This window comes from Bradyrhizobium sp. HKCCYLRH3097, assembly GCF_051167875.1.
Classification (GTDB): Bacteria; Pseudomonadota; Alphaproteobacteria; order Rhizobiales; family Xanthobacteraceae; genus Bradyrhizobium.
The window spans coordinates 1-15,847 of the sequence record NZ_JBNPTX010000002.1 but is presented as its reverse complement, the minus strand read 5'-3'; the positions used below and the strand labels follow the sequence as shown (position 1 = coordinate 15,847).

The following is a 15,847-nucleotide window of genomic DNA, read 5'->3' as shown; positions in this document are numbered from 1 at the left end:
ACCGGCCTCACGGCGTCCGGTGGCTAACCCTTCCTCTCGCGGCGGACCCTATACGGTTGCCGCGCGGTCCACCCGCCCTGTCCATTGCTTATCCACATATAGCAGGCGGAAGGCCATTGTTCCAGTTTTGTTCGCGCGCATATGTCTACAACCGTGCGTCGAGTTCCACGGAACTCGATGGAACCGCAAGTTCTCGCAATGGAACCCGGAAAAAGTTCCCTTATTCACGAAAAAGGGATTAACTTTCATTAAGTTAGCCGGCCTCACTTCCTCCTCGGCTGTGGCTTTTGGGAGACGGTATCCAGGGTTGAATCGCGTATATTTGAGGATGGATTGGGGCCGCAAGCGTGGTCGCACCAACTTCACAGACGAGCGTCTCCGGGGACCATTTTGGAGACGCCCAACGCGGGAGACTTGGGATGAAACGAATTTTTCTCGGAGCTGTCAGCTTGATGGTTTTGGGGGCGCTGACGCCGGCGGGAGCCGCCGATCTCGCCGCCCGCCCGTACACGAAGGCCCCGGTGATGGCGCCGGCGCCGCTTCCGACCTGGGCCGGCTTCTACCTCGGCCTGCAGGGCGGCGGCGGCTGGGGCCGCAGCAACGAGACCTTCTTCGGGGCGCCGAATACGGCGATCTTTGCCGGCACCCAGAACTATGACACCAGCGGCGGCTTCGTCGGCGGTGTGGTCGGCTACAACTGGCAGGTCGACAACATCGTGTTCGGTCTCGAGGGCGACTATCACTGGGCCGACATCAACGGCCGGTCGGGCGTCGTCAACGCCGGTCTCGGCGATACCTACTTCACCAGGCTGCGCGGCTTCGGCGACATCAAGGGCCGCCTCGGCTGGGCTGCGGGTCCGGCGCTGTTCTTTGTCAGCGGCGGCGCTGCCGTCGGCGATCTCCAACACCGCTACGACGCAGCGCTCAATGGTGGCGCGGCGAATAGCTTCGCTCAGAACAACTGGCGCTGGGGTTGGACGATCGGCGCCGGCGCCGAGTACATGTTCGCGCCGAACTGGTCGGCCAAGGTCGAATACAACTATCTCGACTTCGGCAAGAGCTCGATTCAGTACAGCGCGGTTCCGGCCAATCGCTCCGAGTGGAGCGACACCGTGCACACCGTCAAGGCGGGCGTCTCCTATCACTTCGGCGGCCCGATCGTGTCGCGCTACTGATTGCACGCAAAAAGCGAATATGTCGAAAGGCCGGCCTCGCGCCGGCCTTTTTTGTGTGCCAGAACCGGCACTTGCCGAGCCGTTGTGTCCTTTGGGTGACGGCTTTTTACGGCGGAAGGAGCTATCAACGTCCGGCGGGTGGGCGTTGGTGAGAGCGTGCGTGCGGGCGTCGGACGTGGTTTGGGGAATGCGATGAGAAGGCTGTTGCTGGGGGCGACAACTTCGCTGGCGCTGGGGATTGCGCCGGCCATCGCTGCCGATCTGCCCGCGCGCACCTTCACCAAAGCGCCTGCGATGATCACGACGATCTATGATTGGAGTGGCTTCTATATCGGCCTGAATGCCGGTGGCGCAGCGGCCCGCACCTGCTGGACCAACAAGGTCAGCTTTGCCGGCGTGGCCGCAACCAACGCGGAAGGCTGCCATGATGCGACCGGCGCGCTGGCGGGCGGCCAGATCGGCTATCGCTGGCAGGCTGGCGGCTGGGTGTTCGGCATCGAAGGTCAAGGCAACTGGGCCAACCTCAAGGGCAGCAACACCAGCCAGTTCGCCCCGGCCGTGACCAACCAGACCAAGATCAACGGCATCGGCGTGTTCACCGGCCAGATCGGCTATTCCTGGAACAACGTGCTCTGGTACGTGAAGGGTGGCGCCGCGGTCGCGGGTGAGAAGTACAACGGCCTCTCCACGGCCACGGGCGTGGTGCTCGACGTGTCCAGCGCCACGCGCTGGGGGGCTGCGGTCGGGACTGGTGTCGAGGTCGGCTTCGCCAAGAACTGGTCGGTCGCAGCCGAATACGAGCACCTGTTCATGGGCAACCGCACCCTCGGCTTCTCGGGTGTTCCCCTTGGAGCCGCGGGCCGGACCGATGCGGTCGGCCAGGACGTCGACATGGCGACGGTCCGCGTGAACTATCGCTGGGGCGGTCCCGTCGTTTCCAAGCACTGACCCTCGAGGGCTGACACTCGGGATCTCACGCGGCGGCGCTTGCCCGGCCTGTCGTCACTCACGCTGTGACACAGCTCCCCCGTCGGCACTGGCAGTCGCCGTCTTTACCCGCGCTTAAGCACGATCGGTACATCCCGCCACGCGGCTCGTCCCGGTCACGAGTTTGGAAAGCAGTCTCCCTTACAACCAGCCACAGGCCACCTTCGCGTGGGCCCGGATCGGAGGGATCCGGAGCGTGGTGTATTGGGACTGGGGAGAGACGAATGCAGAAGACGACCTTGATCTTGACCGCAAGCGCCGCGGCGCTGGGACTGGCGCCGGCCTCGGCGGCCGACTTCGCGACGCGCCCTTACAGCAAGGCGCCGCCGCCGGCCTATGTCACGCCGCTGCCGAGCTGGGCCGGGTTCTACCTCGGCGTCAATGGCGGCGCCGACTGGAGCCACAATTGCTGGACGCTCAACCGCGTCGGCGGCGTGGCGGTCGTGCCGACCCAGTCCGAAGGCTGCCACAACGCCTCGAGCGGCCTCATCGGCGGCCAGGTCGGCTATCGCTGGCAGGCGGCGAGCTGGGTGTTCGGCGTCGAGGCCCAGGGCAACTGGACCGACCTGAAGTCGTCCAATGCGAGCACGGCTGCGCTGGCCGCGGGCATCACCAACACCACCAAGACCGATGCGATCGGCCTGTTCACCGGCCAGGTCGGCTACGCCTGGGGCAACGTGCTCTGGTACGTGAAGGGCGGCGCCGCCGTCACCCACAACAAATACACCGGCACGGCGAATGCGGCCGCGCCCTTCCCGGTCGGCACGCTGCTGGATTCCGCCAGTGAGACCCGCTGGGGCGGCACCGTCGGTACCGGCGTCGAGTTCGGCTTCGCGCCGAACTGGTCGGTCGCCGTCGAGTACGACCACCTGTTCATGGGCTCGCGCGACATCAGCTTCCCGGCCACCGCAACCGTGCTGTCGCGCGTCGATACCATCAAGCAGGACATCGACATGGCGACCGTCCGCGTGAACTATCGATTCGGGGCGCCGATGGGCACGCGCTACTGAAAAAAGCCGCCGCTCGCACGCATTCGGAAAGGCCGGCCGTCGCGCCGGCCTTTTTCGTGTCAACAGCCCGGCAGCGTCGCGGCGTTTTTGTGCTAAATATATGATATATAACGCTTTTTAATTTCTGTGGCGGGCGCGTTACAGCCTCTCCGGGATGCCCTGTGTATGACTTGCCCATCGCTTGTCATTCCAACCTCCCGGGGGAGAATTTGATGAAGAAGTTGCTTGTGATCACGACGGCGCTCGTCGGCATCGCATCCGCCACATCCGCGTCGGCGGCCGACATGGCGGCCCGCCCGTACACCAAGGCGCCGCCGATGGTCGCGCAGATCCTGAGCTGGTCGGGCCTCTACGCCGGCATCCAGGGCGGCGGCGGCTGGGGCACCAGCAAGGAGACCTTCCTCGGCCGCTTCAATGCGCCGGGCTTCCTGGGCACCCAGAACTACAACACCAATGGCGGCTTCGTCGGCGGCGTGGTCGGCTACAACTGGCAGGTCGACAACGTCGTGTTCGGCCTCGAAGGCGACTATCACTGGGCCGACATCAACGGCCGCTCCGCCGTGGTCAATGCCGGCGTCGGCGACACTTTCTTCACCAAGCTGACCAGCTTCGGCGACATCAAGGGCCGCCTCGGCTATGCCGCCGGTCCCGCCCTGTTCTTCGTCAGTGGCGGCGCCGCGGTGGGCCAGTTGCAGCATCGCTATGACGGCGTGCCCGGCAACGTCTTCAGCCAGAACACCACCCGCTGGGGCTATACGGTCGGCGCCGGCGCCGAATACATGTTCGCGCCGAACTGGTCGGCCAAGCTCGAGTACAACTATCTCGACTTCGGCAAGAGCACGATCCAGTACAGCGCTGCGGCGCTCAACCGCTCCGAGTGGAAGGACACCGTTCACACGGTCAAGGCCGGCCTCAGCTACCACTTCGGCGGCCCGGTCATCGCAAAGTACTGATGCCTGCAAACCGACAGGTTCCGAGAAGGGCCGGCGAAAGCCGGCCTTTTTTGTTGCCCTGATGCCACCTTGCCGGCTCGCCACACCCGGAACCAAGTAATTGAGTGACATAGGCTTTCTGGAACTTGGCCGTAAAAACGCGGTTTGGGCGCGAGTGTGTCTTCAGGGTGACGGTAATCCGTACGGAACCGGGCTATAGGAACCTCGTCAACTTGAACGGGTGAGTCTGTTTCGTGCGTAAGCTTATCGGTGCGATGCGGACTTCGAGGAATAAAAATAAACTGGAGACTGGAATGAAGAAGATCCTGCTCGCGACCGTGGCCTTGGCCGCCCTGGCCGCTCCCGCTGCCGCCGCTGATCTTGCCGCGCGCCCGACCTACACCAAGGCCCCGGTTGCTGCGCCGGTGCTGACCTGGACCGGCTTCTACATCGGTGCCATGGGCGGCTACGCCAACGAGAACGCTGACTTCGCGGCTATGAAGGGCGGCTTCGCCGGCGGCACCGTCGGCTACAACTGGCAGCAGGGTGCTGTCGTGTTCGGCCTCGAGGCCGACGCCGCTTGGGCCGACATCAACGCAAACGTCGGCGCGCTCGGTGTCAACGCCGAGTCCAAGATCCGCGACTGGGGCACTGTCCGCGGCCGCATCGGCTACGCCTTCGGCCCGACCCTGCTGTACGCGACCGGTGGTTACGCCTGGGCCGACAACCGCATCTCGCTGACGGCCCCCGGCTTCGCCGCTGCCGACAGCAAGATCCACTCCGGCTGGACCGTCGGCGCTGGCGTCGAGTACATGTTCGCCCCGAACTGGTCGCTGAAGGGCGAGTACCTCTACAAGAGCTTCGGTGGCGAGAACTACACCTTCACCGGCCTTGGCACGCTCACGACCGGCACCCTCAACGTGCATTCCGGTCAGGTCGGCATCAACTACCACTTCTAAGTTTTTGCCTCCGGGCCAACGCACACAGCCTCCGCTCTGCCAGAGCGGAGGCTTTTTCTTTGTGGGATCGTGCACAAACCAGGACGGAACCGGCAGCCTCCTGCCAGTCGCTGCCATTCCCTGAGCGCATTGTTGATGATTCGCTGACGGCACTGGAAATCCAGCTCCGTTCTTCCTACGTTCCGACCATACCTTTTCCCCCTGGCGTCCGATGGCCGGCTTCCGGCGAAACGCGCCTGCAACGATGGCGCGACTCTGCGCCGTGGGACGATCGTCATGGATGAAGTGCTCAAGGCCAAGCAGCGCGCGCAAGCCAACCAGTCGAGCCTGCGGGCCATCACCATCCGCGGCGCCCGCGAGCACAATCTGAAAAACATCGACGTCGAGATCCCGCGCGACAGGCTCGTCGTGTTCACCGGGCTGTCCGGCTCCGGCAAGTCCTCGCTCGCTTTCGATACGATCTACGCCGAGGGTCAGCGCCGCTACGTCGAATCGCTGTCGGCCTATGCCCGCCAGTTCCTGGAGATGATGCAGAAGCCGGACGTCGACCAGATCGACGGCCTGTCGCCGGCGATCTCGATCGAGCAGAAGACGACCTCGAAGAACCCGCGCTCGACAGTCGGCACCGTCACCGAGATCTACGACTACATGCGCCTGCTGTGGGCGCGCGTCGGCGTGCCCTACTCCCCGGCGACCGGCCTGCCGATCGAAAGCCAGACCGTCTCGCAGATGGTCGACCGCGTGCTGGCGATGCCCGAGGGCACCCGCCTCTATCTGCTGGCGCCGGTCGTGCGCGGCCGCAAGGGCGAGTACAAGAAGGAGCTCGCCGAATATCTCAAGAAGGGCTTTCAGCGCGTCAAGATCGACGGCACCTTCCATGAGCTCGCCGAGGCGCCGACGCTCGACAAGAAGTTCCCGCACGATATCGACGTCGTCGTCGACCGCATCGTCGTGCGCCCCGACATCGGCCAGCGTCTCGCAGAAAGCTTCGAGACTGCGCTGAAGCTCGCCGAAGGCCTGGCCGTCATCGAGTTCGCAGACGCTCCCGCCTCGGCCGCGCCGGCGGAGGAGAAGGAAAAAAAGAAAACCGCAAAGATCCACGACAAGAGCGGGCCCGAGCGCATCCTGTTCTCGGAGAAGTTCGCCTGCCCGGTCTCCGGCTTCACGATCCCCGAGATCGAGCCGCGGCTGTTCTCGTTCAACAACCCCTACGGCGCCTGCCCGGAATGCGGCGGCCTGGGGGTCGAGCAGCACGTCGATGCCGACCTCGTCATTCCCGACAAGGACGTCACCCTGCGCAAGGGCGCGATCGCGCCCTGGGCCAAGTCGTCGTCGCCCTATTACCTGCAGACCCTGACCGCGCTCGGCAAGTTCTACAAGTTCACGCTGGACACCAAGTGGAAGGATCTGCCGAAGAAGACGCAGAACGCGCTGCTGCACGGCTCCGGCGACGACGAGATCAAGTTCACCTATGAGGACGGCGTCCGCGCCTACGACACCAAGAAGCCGTTCGAGGGCGTCATCACCAACATCGAGCGCCGCTTCCGCGAGACCGAGAGCGAATGGGCGCGCGAGGAGCTCGGCAAATACTTCAACGACGTGCCCTGCGCCGGCTGCAAGGGTTTTCGGCTGAAGCCCGAGGCGCTGTGCGTCAAGGTCGGCGGCAAGCACATCGGCGAGATCAGCGACCTCTCCGTCAAGGCGGCCGGCGAGTGGTTCGCCGAGGTGCCGAAGCAGCTCAATGCGCAGCAGACCGAGATCGCCACCCGCATCCTGAAGGAGATCCGCGACCGCCTCACCTTCCTGCTCGACGTCGGCCTGAACTACCTGACCCTGGCGCGCTCCTCCGGCACGCTGTCCGGCGGCGAGAGCCAGCGCATCCGCCTGGCGTCGCAGATCGGCTCGGGGCTGACGGGCGTGCTCTACGTGCTCGACGAGCCGTCGATCGGCCTGCACCAGCGCGACAATGCCCGCCTGCTCGACACGCTGAAGCGGCTGCGCGACCTCGGCAACACCGTCATCGTCGTCGAACATGACGAGGACGCGATTCGGCTCGCCGACTATGTGCTCGACATCGGTCCCGGCGCCGGCACCCATGGCGGCCACATCGTCGCCGAGGGTACGCCGACCGAGATCATGCGCAATCCGGCGTCGCTGACCGGCAAATATCTCACCGGCGAGCTCGAGGTCGAGGTGCCGGAGCGGCGGCCGCCGAACCATCGCCGCACCATCAAGGTCGTCAATGCCCGCGGCAACAATCTGAAGAACGTCTCGGCCGAGATCCCGCTCGGCCTGTTCACCGCGATCACAGGCGTGTCCGGCGGCGGCAAGTCGACGCTTCTCATCGACACGCTCTACAAGTCGATCGCACGCAAGCTCAACGGCGCCAACGAGGCCGCCGCGCCGCACGACCGCATCGAGGGGCTGGAGCATATCGACAAGATCATCGACATCGACCAGTCGCCGATCGGCCGCACGCCGCGCTCCAACCCCGCGACCTATACCGGCGCGTTCACGCCGATCCGCGAATGGTTCGCCGGCCTTCCCGAATCCAAGGCGCGCGGCTACGAGCCCGGCCGCTTCTCCTTCAACGTCAAGGGCGGCCGCTGCGAGGCGTGCCAGGGCGACGGCGTCATCAAGATCGAGATGCACTTTTTGCCCGACGTCTACGTCACCTGCGACGTCTGCAAGGGCAAGCGCTACAACCGCGAGACGCTCGACGTCCTGTTCAAGGGCAAGTCGATCGCCGACGTGCTCGACATGACCGTCGAGGAGGCCGCGGAGTTCTTCAAGGCGGTGCCGCGGGTGCGCGACACCTTCGAGACCCTGCGCCGCGTCGGCCTCGACTACATCCACGTCGGCCAGCAGGCCACCACGCTGTCCGGTGGTGAGGCCCAGCGCGTCAAGCTCGCCAAGGAGCTGTCCAAGCGCGCCACCGGCCGCACGCTCTACATCCTGGACGAGCCGACGACGGGCCTGCACTTCCACGACGTCAAGAAGCTGCTGGAGGTGCTGCACGAGTTGGTCGCGCAGGGCAACACGGTGGTCGTGATCGAGCACAATCTCGAGGTCATCAAGACCGCCGACTGGGTCATCGACCTCGGCCCCGAAGGCGGCGACGGCGGCGGCGAGATCGTCGCCTGGGGCCCGCCGGAAGATATCGTCAAGGCGCCGCGCAGCTACACCGGGCAGTTCCTCAAGCCGGTGCTGGAGAAGTCGGCCAAGCCGAAGAAGCGCGGCCGCGGCGCGGCGAGCGAGGCTGCGGAGTAGTTGCCCTCAATTCCCTTGTATCGATCGTCATTGCGAGCGAAGCGAAGCAATCCAGGGCCGCGTACGCGACTCTGGATTGCTTCGTCGCTGCGCTCCTCGCAATGACGCATGTGGTCGATACCGGTTCATCACAGCAAAGCCCGCCGCGCCCTGCAGAGCGGCGGGCTCGATGTTTCTGCAACGAACTCAGATTACCACTGACGGTAATACCCGCTCCGCGTGCCGTTGTTGTTGCCGCGCGGGCCGACGTCGCCCTGGGTCGAGCTCGGGGTCGGGTGGTTGGTGCCGTTGTAGCCGGCGCCCCAGCCCGGGCCGTCATACGGGCCCGGCGCGACGGCGACGTAGCCTTCCTCATAGACCGGCCCTGGCGCCCAGGCGAAGGAGTCGCGGTAGGCATAGGTGCTGGTGACCTGGCCGCCATAGCCGTAGCCGCCCGGCCCGTATTCGCCGGCCGAGGCGCCGATCGTGCCGGCGACCAGCGTGACGGCGGTGAGCGCTGCCAATCCAAACGTGCGTGTCATGAACTTGCTCCGTTGTTCCCAATTCATCGAGGAACAAACCATCGTCATGCCCCGGCAGTTCCGCCACCCGCCACAACATGTGTGCGACACAACGTGGCGCTCACGTTGCCGCGATCAGATGATCCGGAATGCTGGTCGCATCACCTCGCAAGCGACTGGGCGCCCTCTCGGACGACAAACCCGCCGCTCTTGTCGGAGCGGCGGGCTTGATCGACTCACTTCAGCGCGAGATGGCAACTACCACTGCCGGTAGGCGCCGGTCAGCGTGCCGTTGTTGTTGCCGGACGGACCGACGTCGCCCTGGGTCGAGCCAGGGGTCGGATGGTTGGTGCCGTTGTAGCCGTGGCCCCAGGCCACTGGGCCAGCCACCGGACCCGGCGCGTAGGCCGGCGCCGGCGCGGCGCCATACACCGGCTCGGAATCGGAGGTCTGCGCCGGCGGCACCCAGGCCATCGAGTCGCCGAAACGGGCATAGCCCTGCGCGGACGCCGCGGCGGTGCCGATCACCAGCGTGGCTCCGGCCAGCGCGGCCATCTTGATCGTGCGTTGCATGTCTCTCTCCTTGCTTCTGTGCGGGTCAACCACCGCACGGCGCAAGGCGTTCCTGCAGCGCACACTCACAAAAAACGTGATGAAAGGTTGATTGGCCGACGCACCGAGCCCCCCTTGCAGGACTGAGCGAACCCAGCCCTGCAAGAGCTGCCCTGCGGCGCTCAGGCCGCGACGGCGACCGCCCGTGGCCGCGCCACGCCGGTCTTGGTGACTCCCGGCAGCAGCGGCGCCTTCGTGCCGGTCGCATGCGGGAAATACTGCAGCTGCATGGAATGCATGTAGCCGGCTTCCGCGGTCCAGGAGTCGTTCGCCTCGACGATCGGCGTAATCGTGAACAGATCCGGATTGCTCGGCGCAATCGACGTATAGGTCGGGATCGCTGCGCTGAGCCACTCGAGCGGTTTGTAGATCGAGTAGTAGTTGGTGTCCTTCAGGACCGGCGCCGGCGGCGGATAGGTACCGAGAATTCCGTTCAGGTTGGCCCAGGCCATCGGCACGATGTCGTTGCTGTTGACCGCCGCGTAATAGGTGTAGCTCTTTGCGAAGGTCGTCGCGAAGCCCGCGTTCCACATCGTCGGAGCCGCGAAGGTGTGCGGCCACAGCGTGAACGTCAGCGACGAGTTCAGCTTCGGCAACTGGTCCTGCAGCCACGCCGTCGCCACCACGGCGAGCGCGCCGCCGAGACTGTGCCCGGTCACCATCAGTTGCAGGTTCTGCTTGGACGCAAGGCCGCGCAGATAGTCCAGCAGCGACAGGTCCGTCGTGGGATCGGTGAGCGCGATGACCAGCGCCAGCGCGTCGTTGATTCCGGCGCTGATCTGCAGCGGCGCTCCGGCCTGCTGCGGATAGAGCCACGGCACCTGGAAGACAGCATCGGCATCGGCGAGCACGTTCTCGAACGCGCCGGCGACCGAGCCATCGACATCGGTGCCGCGGAACGCCACCGCGTAGCTGCCGTCGCTGCCTTGCGCGACATAGGCGAGCACGCCGTTGTTGACCGCCGGGCCCCAGCATAGCGACCACGGACCGTTCGCCGCACCCGACGGGACGGACTTCAGCATCGCCACGAAATCGCTCGGCTGAACCACATCGAGCGCGTCGTCGATATAGGCGAAGTAGGACAGATACGCTGCAGCAACCTTGTTGAGGGCCATGTGAAATCTCTCTGGCTTGAATGATGAAAACAATTTCGATCAAATCGGGCAGGCAGACCATGATCCGCCGGCCCACCGGGATGATAGACCGCGTTATCTCCAGGTGCACATCACAACATGTTCAACCCCTGATCATCGAACGTCACCGTGGAGCTGCGACACGCAATGATCGCATCTCATTGCGCGCCGCCCCTCCCATTGCTATGGCGCAGGGCTGTCGCAGGACGACACGCCTCGACGATCATCAACTCCTCGCCACGCTCACCTCGCGCGATGCCCTACTCTCTCGTCATCTTTGATCTCGACGGCACGCTCGCCGACAGCTTCCCGTGGTTTCGCACCCACGTGAACGTCGTCGCGCAGCGCTTCGGCTTTCGTCAGGTGAAGGACGAGGACATCGACGGGCTCCGCCATGCCTTGACCCGTGAGATCCTCGATTTCCTTCAGGTGCCGCGCTGGAAGCTGCCCTTCATCGCGCGCCACGTGCGCCAACTGAAGACGGCGCATGCAGCGAGCATCCCGCTGTTCGCAGGCGTCGACATCATGCTCGACACCCTTGCCGCGAACGGCACCATGCTCGCATTGGTCTCGTCGGACAGCGAGGCCAACGCGCGGCAGAAGCTCGGATCGCGCGCCGGGCTGTTCGCCGATTTCGATTGCTCGGCCTCGGTGTTCGGCAAGGCACGGAAGTTTCGCCGGGTGCTGAAGCGGCTGCGCGTCGACCCGGCAGAGGCCATCGCGATCGGCGACGAGACCCGCGACATCGAGGCGGCGCGTGCCGCCGGCATCGCCTTCGGCGCGGTGACATGGGGCTATGCCGCGGAGCAGGCGCTGCGCGACCACCAGCCGGAGATGCTGTTCACCCGGATGGACGAGATCGTGGAGCGGTTGGTGGTGCCCGCCAGACGAGATTCGTAGCCTGCATCAGCGCCGCCGGCGACATGCAGGGATAGTGACGAGCCTCGATAACCTCACCGCGTCATTGCGAGCGCAGCGAAGCAGTCCAGAGTCTTCGCGCGGCCTCGATTGCTTCGCTGCGCCGCTGCGCTCGCAGTGACGGAGGCTGCAGATGCAACTCCATTTCCGCCACCGGCGGACCTGCTCACCGCCGCAGGAACGCGCCGAATGCGCGCGGACCGTCGCCGACCTTGATCTCTCCGGTGACCTTCAGCGCGGCCACGTCGATGACGCTCAGAATGTTGCTCTCCCAATTGGCGACGATGACGCGCTGGCCGTCGGCGGTCGCCTCGATGCCCTCCGGATAGTCGCCGACGCTAATGCGCTTGAGCGGCTGCAGGCTCGCCAGGTCGAACACGCTGACCGTGCCGTCATACTGGTCGGTGGCGAAGCCCCTGCCCTGCGCCAGCGCCACCGCATAGGGCCGCAAACCGGTCTTGACCCGGCCGATCTCGCGGCGCTCGGCGAGGTCGATCACCGAGACGTCGTTGGAGGCGACATTTGCCGTGTAGGCGCGCTTGCCCTCGGCGTCGATGGTGACACCGAACGGCCGCGTGCCGACCTTGATGGTCGCAAGGCGCTGGCGCGTCGCCGTGTCGATCACCGAGACCATGTCGTCATCGCGGTCGGCGGAGAGCAGCAGCTTGCCGTCTTGTGTCACCGCAAGCCCCGACGGCGAGGCGCCGACCGCGATGCTGCCGGTCACGGTCCGGGTCTTCGCATCGATCACGCGGATTGCGGCGTTGTACCAGTCTGCGACGTAGACCGTCGAACCGTCCGGCGTCACGGCAATGCCGAGCGGCCCGCCACCGACCTCGACCCGTCCAACCACCTTTCGCGCGACAGCGTCGACGACGCTCACGCTCTTGTCGTCCGGGCTCGCCACATAGGCGAAGCGTCCGTCGGCAGCCACCGCGACGCCGGCCGGCTTGCCGCCGATCGGGATCGTCGCCACCGGCTTCGAGGTCGCGAGGTCGACGATCGTCAGATCGTCGCTGAGCTGGTTGGTGACGAAGGCCTCCTCGGCATGGGCACTGGCGCAGCAGACGAGCAAGGCTGCGAGCAGAAACGCTCGAATAGGATCTGGGAGACGATGAGTGGTGCAGCGCCTTGCCTTGTACCCACCTCGCCCCGCTCTTGTCCGCCGTAGCTCGCAGAGCGAAGGCGGATGCGGGGCCGCGACGAGCTTCGCTCGCGCTGAGAGGTCGGATTGCATCGCCAGATGCAATCCGGGTGAGGGGGCACAGGTCCCACCACCCACACCACCCGTTCGGCAGCCCCTTACCCCAACCCTTTCCCCGTAAGAACGGAGAGAGGGAGCGCAGCGCTGACTTGGCGACATGGTCGTATCCAATCAGCTCCCGCTTTCCACCTTCTTCTTCAGTCCTTCGAGCCCGCCCTTGTACAGGCCGGTCACCGCATTGACCGCGGCCTCGTCGTTCAGCTCCGGTGGCGGATCGTTGTTGGGGAAGCCGCGGTAGAACGCGCCGGTCCATTCGACCACGCTACCCTTGCCGTCCGCGCTCGGCGTCACCGCGATGGTCGACGAGTAGTTCGTCACCGGCAGCACCTTCACGTCGACGGCGGTGATGCGGTACGAATAGCTCATCTTCTCGGCGTCGTATTTGTAGAGCTCCTCGTCGACGGTAGCGCCGCCCTTCAGGGTCAGCTTGCGCGTGGCGCCAATCTCGTTGCCCTTGTCGCCCGCGGTCTTGTCGACCACGCCGAGCCAGCTCATGTCCTGGAAGTTGCCGATCACGGCCCACACCTTGGCGGGCGCGGCGTTGATCTCGACGTGCTCCTGCACCTTGCGCCGGGTCGGACCATGCGCATCCGCTGTGGTCAGGGCCGTCGTTGCGATCGCGAGCGCCGCCGTCACGGCCAGCGCCTTGCCGAACACCATCCTCATGTCGTTTCCTCAGTCACTCTCATTGGCCGGCGCATCCGGCGCACGGCGGCGCATCTTTGCACCGCTCCCGATTGTTGCAACAAAAAAGACCGTGTCGTGGCCGATCAATTCGCGCCGCAGCAGCGCTTGTATTTCTGGCCGGAACCGCAGGGACAGGGGTCGTTGCGGCCGACCTTGCCGAACGACGCGAAGGGATTGGGCTGCCGGGCGAAGCTGGTGGACGCGGGCAGCGGAGCCCCGCTCTGCCGGTATTGATGCAGCGTCAGCACCGCCTCGCGGATATTCTGGGGCGCGTTGCGACTGAGATTTCGATATTCGACGGGATCCGGGTTCTCGTCGAGAGTTGCACCGATCATCATCATCAGACCGACCGCAGCCATGGCGACTTCGCCGCCCACCCGCTCATACGCATCGAACCTGTCACGACGCAGGTTCGTGGCCGCCGCGAAGCCGTCGATCCACAGCTCCCAGACGACCTCGCCGTTGAAGCCGTCGATCGGAAAGCGCGGCTGGTACTGCTCCGGATGATGCGCGAGCGTCAGCGCGATCTCCCGGTGATAGTCCATGACCAGCCCGAGCACCTCGTTGGCATGGTCGATGCCGGTGAACACGGAGCGACGGCCCTTGCCGAGCCCGAAGGCCGCCGCGAACCATTCGCCCGGCGGAATCGGCTCAGGGAGCACGAGCAGGCCGGCGATGAAGCCGTCGAGCTCCTCCAGCACCATGGCGCGATCATCCAGGGCCAGGAGCGCCTGTTCGAGCTTGTCGTGGCGACCGATCTGCTCCGGCATGCAGCCCCTCTTCCTTCGCTCCTGTCACGTTCCGAGTCGCCCGACGGGCACGGCGCGCACATGGCCGAGCCACGACGCGGCCGTTTTGACACCAAAACGGCCATGCGCGCAAAACCTAAATTTGCGCACGGGATCAGCGGCATCACCCTTGTCCAGTCCTGCCGTGAAAAATATTCCTGTTTCGCCATTTCGGAATTTCTGTTTTCCTGCATGCGTCCTGTCCTCACGAGAGGGGCGCTTCGCGGTCGTCACGGGCGTGGAGGGCGGGATGCGATGGACGTCACGGGCCCGGCGCTTTTGCGCAGACGACGGGTTTTGTGGCGGACGGCGAAATCGTGTGGTCCTGACCTCCCGACGCTGAGGTCAAGTGGGTGTCGATGCCTTCAAGGCGTCGCGCCGATGACGGTGGCCAGAAGGCCCGGCGCACCGAGGAGAGCGCGTATAAGCCGGTAGAAACCGTCGCGCAGGGAAGGCCGGTTGTTCGGCCAATCCTGTGGTTCCTGCCGCCTGCATTTTTTTTCGCAGGCGGGCCATGGGTGCGGCCTGCACCCGGCCTTCCCTGCGCCCTCTCACTGAGGAGGGCGGAATGAACGTCAAAGCTCGGGTGCACCTGGCACGGCGAGAACGCGAAGTCATGTCTCTCCGTCATCGCGAGGAGCAAAGCGACGAAGCGATCCAGAGTCCTCGTGGGATCCTGGATTGCTTCGCTTCTGTTCAGCCCGGTGACATAGCTGACGGGTGTTCGGGGAGATGGTTGATACTTCAAAATCGGCTCGATTCGTCAAGCAGAGGGGCGAGCGATGCCGTGGCGAGAGGTGTCTGTCATGGACCAGCGACGAGAGTTTGTGATGCTTGCCAAGCAGGAAGGGGCGAACCGGCGGGAGCTGTGTCGGCGGTTCGGCATCAGCCCTCAGACGGGCTACAAATGGATCCAGCGGCATGACGCTGGGGACACGGCGCTGGCGGATCGGTCGCGGCGGCCTCATCGAAGTCCGGAGCGCACCGCGGCTGCGACCGAGCAGCAGATTGTCGCATTGCGCGATGCTCACCCGGCCTGGGGCGCGCGCAAGCTCGCACGGTGTCTTGAGCGTGATGGTCAAGCTGTCCCGGCGATATCCACCGTGCACACCATCCTGCGCCGCTACGATCGAGTGGTCGAGCCTGCAGGCGCGCCCGGACAGCCCTACACGCGGTTCGAGAAGGATGCGCCCAATCAGCTGTGGCAGATGGACTTCAAGGGGCACAGTGCGCTGGAGAACGGTGTGTCCTGTCATCCGCTGACAGCGTTGGACGATCACTCCCGCTTCTCGTTGTGCCTGGCGGCTTGTGACAACGAGCGCGGCTCTACGGTCAAAGGACATTTGGAGACGACGTTCCGCCGTTATGGACTGCCGGATGCGATGTTCGTCGACAATGGTGGCCCCTGGGGATTTACCCTCGAAGACCCCTGGACCGCGTTGACGGTCTGGCTTCTGAAGCTCGGCGTTCGAACGATCCACAGCCGGCCCTACCATCCTCAGAGCCGCGGCAAGAACGAACGCTTCCACCGTAGTCTGAAGGCCGAGGTGTTTGCCTTCAGGCGCTACCGTGATCTTCCCGATGTCCAGCGGGCACTCGACGGATGGCGCTC

14 protein-coding genes are annotated in these 15,847 nt (G+C 65.0%); 8 read left to right on the top strand and 6 right to left on the bottom strand.

The features are described 5' to 3' along the window. Window positions 1–419 precede the first annotated feature (419 nt). From ACQR0U_RS05770 to uvrA, 6 genes are all read left to right on the top strand, one after another. Complete coding sequence (locus ACQR0U_RS05770) at window positions 420–1,175, top strand: outer membrane protein (protein WP_315827545.1); 756 nt, start codon at window positions 420–422, stop codon at window positions 1,173–1,175. A 192-nt stretch (window positions 1,176–1,367) separates the two neighbouring features. Further along, a complete protein-coding gene (locus ACQR0U_RS05765; protein ID WP_315827544.1) occupies window positions 1,368–2,123 on the top strand; it encodes an outer membrane protein in 756 nt (251 codons plus the stop codon). 263 nt (window positions 2,124–2,386) lie between these two features. Next, window positions 2,387–3,172 carry an outer membrane protein gene (locus ACQR0U_RS05760; protein WP_315827543.1) on the top strand — a complete coding sequence of 262 codons (786 nt, stop codon included), beginning with the start codon at window positions 2,387–2,389 and terminating at the stop codon, window positions 3,170–3,172. A 212-nt stretch (window positions 3,173–3,384) separates the two neighbouring features. Further along, on the top strand, window positions 3,385–4,125 hold the full coding sequence (locus ACQR0U_RS05755; protein ID WP_315827542.1) for an outer membrane protein: 741 nt from the start codon (window positions 3,385–3,387) through the stop codon (window positions 4,123–4,125). 293 nt (window positions 4,126–4,418) lie between these two features. Beyond that, window positions 4,419–5,063 carry an outer membrane protein gene (locus tag ACQR0U_RS05750; RefSeq protein ID WP_434843078.1) on the top strand — a complete coding sequence of 215 codons (645 nt, stop codon included), beginning with the start codon at window positions 4,419–4,421 and terminating at the stop codon, window positions 5,061–5,063. A 276-nt stretch (window positions 5,064–5,339) separates the two neighbouring features. Continuing rightward, complete coding sequence (gene uvrA, locus ACQR0U_RS05745; RefSeq protein WP_434843079.1) at window positions 5,340–8,333, top strand: excinuclease ABC subunit UvrA; 2,994 nt, start codon at window positions 5,340–5,342, stop codon at window positions 8,331–8,333. Between the two features lie 191 nt (window positions 8,334–8,524). On the opposite strand, the gene ACQR0U_RS05740 is transcribed toward uvrA, so the two are convergent. The 3 genes from ACQR0U_RS05740 to ACQR0U_RS05730 form a co-directional block, all read right to left on the bottom strand. Then, on the bottom strand, window positions 8,525–8,854 hold the full coding sequence (locus ACQR0U_RS05740) for a hypothetical protein (RefSeq protein WP_315751036.1): 330 nt from the start codon (window positions 8,852–8,854) through the stop codon (window positions 8,525–8,527). 237 nt (window positions 8,855–9,091) lie between these two features. Then, window positions 9,092–9,406 (bottom strand): hypothetical protein, encoded by a 315-nt coding sequence (locus ACQR0U_RS05735; RefSeq protein ID WP_315751035.1) that lies wholly within the window; start codon window positions 9,404–9,406, stop codon window positions 9,092–9,094. Window positions 9,407–9,567: 161 nt separating this feature from the next. Continuing rightward, window positions 9,568–10,560 (bottom strand): lipase family protein, encoded by a 993-nt coding sequence (locus ACQR0U_RS05730; protein WP_434843080.1) that lies wholly within the window; start codon window positions 10,558–10,560, stop codon window positions 9,568–9,570. A 273-nt stretch (window positions 10,561–10,833) separates the two neighbouring features. Between ACQR0U_RS05730 and ACQR0U_RS05725 the strand changes: the two genes are divergently transcribed. Beyond that, window positions 10,834–11,478, top strand: a complete 645-nt coding sequence (locus ACQR0U_RS05725; protein ID WP_434843081.1) for an HAD hydrolase-like protein — start codon at window positions 10,834–10,836, stop codon at window positions 11,476–11,478. Between the two features lie 184 nt (window positions 11,479–11,662). Here the strand turns inward: ACQR0U_RS05725 and ACQR0U_RS05720 are convergent, their stop codons facing one another. The 3 genes from ACQR0U_RS05720 to ACQR0U_RS05710 all read right to left on the bottom strand — a co-directional run bounded on the left by ACQR0U_RS05720 (window position 11,663) and on the right by ACQR0U_RS05710 (window position 14,217). Continuing rightward, complete coding sequence (locus ACQR0U_RS05720) at window positions 11,663–12,595, bottom strand: cytochrome D1 domain-containing protein (RefSeq protein WP_315712611.1); 933 nt, start codon at window positions 12,593–12,595, stop codon at window positions 11,663–11,665. Between the two features lie 276 nt (window positions 12,596–12,871). Further along, complete coding sequence (locus ACQR0U_RS05715) at window positions 12,872–13,426, bottom strand: SRPBCC family protein (RefSeq protein ID WP_315711749.1); 555 nt, start codon at window positions 13,424–13,426, stop codon at window positions 12,872–12,874. 104 nt (window positions 13,427–13,530) lie between these two features. Next, the gene (locus ACQR0U_RS05710; protein WP_434843082.1) at window positions 13,531–14,217 is read right to left on the bottom strand and encodes a UPF0149 family protein; all 687 of its coding nucleotides are present in this window, start codon (window positions 14,215–14,217) and stop codon (window positions 13,531–13,533) included. Window positions 14,218–15,017: 800 nt separating this feature from the next. Here ACQR0U_RS05710 and ACQR0U_RS05705 point away from each other — a divergent pair. Next, window positions 15,018–15,847, top strand: an 830-nt coding sequence (locus tag ACQR0U_RS05705; protein ID WP_434872100.1) for an IS481 family transposase, incomplete at its 3' end; no start/stop codon positions are given.

What these genes read in the sequence shown, in the direction of transcription:
- ACQR0U_RS05750 (WP_434843078.1), top strand. Translation starts at nt 4,419, where the DNA reads ATGAAGAAGATCCTGCTCGCGACCGTGGCCTTGGCCGCCCTGGCCGCT.
- uvrA (WP_434843079.1), top strand. Translation starts at nt 5,340, where the DNA reads ATGGATGAAGTGCTCAAGGCCAAGCAGCGCGCGCAAGCCAACCAGTCG.
- ACQR0U_RS05710 (WP_434843082.1), bottom strand. Translation starts at nt 14,217, where the DNA reads ATGCCGGAGCAGATCGGTCGCCACGACAAGCTCGAACAGGCGCTCCTG.
- ACQR0U_RS05755 (WP_315827542.1), top strand. Translation starts at nt 3,385, where the DNA reads ATGAAGAAGTTGCTTGTGATCACGACGGCGCTCGTCGGCATCGCATCC.
- ACQR0U_RS05760 (WP_315827543.1), top strand. Translation starts at nt 2,387, where the DNA reads ATGCAGAAGACGACCTTGATCTTGACCGCAAGCGCCGCGGCGCTGGGA.
- ACQR0U_RS05730 (WP_434843080.1), bottom strand. Translation starts at nt 10,560, where the DNA reads ATGGCCCTCAACAAGGTTGCTGCAGCGTATCTGTCCTACTTCGCCTAT.
- ACQR0U_RS05770 (WP_315827545.1), top strand. Translation starts at nt 420, where the DNA reads ATGAAACGAATTTTTCTCGGAGCTGTCAGCTTGATGGTTTTGGGGGCG.
- ACQR0U_RS05725 (WP_434843081.1), top strand. Translation starts at nt 10,834, where the DNA reads ATGCCCTACTCTCTCGTCATCTTTGATCTCGACGGCACGCTCGCCGAC.
- ACQR0U_RS05735 (WP_315751035.1), bottom strand. Translation starts at nt 9,406, where the DNA reads ATGCAACGCACGATCAAGATGGCCGCGCTGGCCGGAGCCACGCTGGTG.
- ACQR0U_RS05715 (WP_315711749.1), bottom strand. Translation starts at nt 13,426, where the DNA reads ATGAGGATGGTGTTCGGCAAGGCGCTGGCCGTGACGGCGGCGCTCGCG.
- ACQR0U_RS05740 (WP_315751036.1), bottom strand. Translation starts at nt 8,854, where the DNA reads ATGACACGCACGTTTGGATTGGCAGCGCTCACCGCCGTCACGCTGGTC.
- ACQR0U_RS05765 (WP_315827544.1), top strand. Translation starts at nt 1,368, where the DNA reads ATGAGAAGGCTGTTGCTGGGGGCGACAACTTCGCTGGCGCTGGGGATT.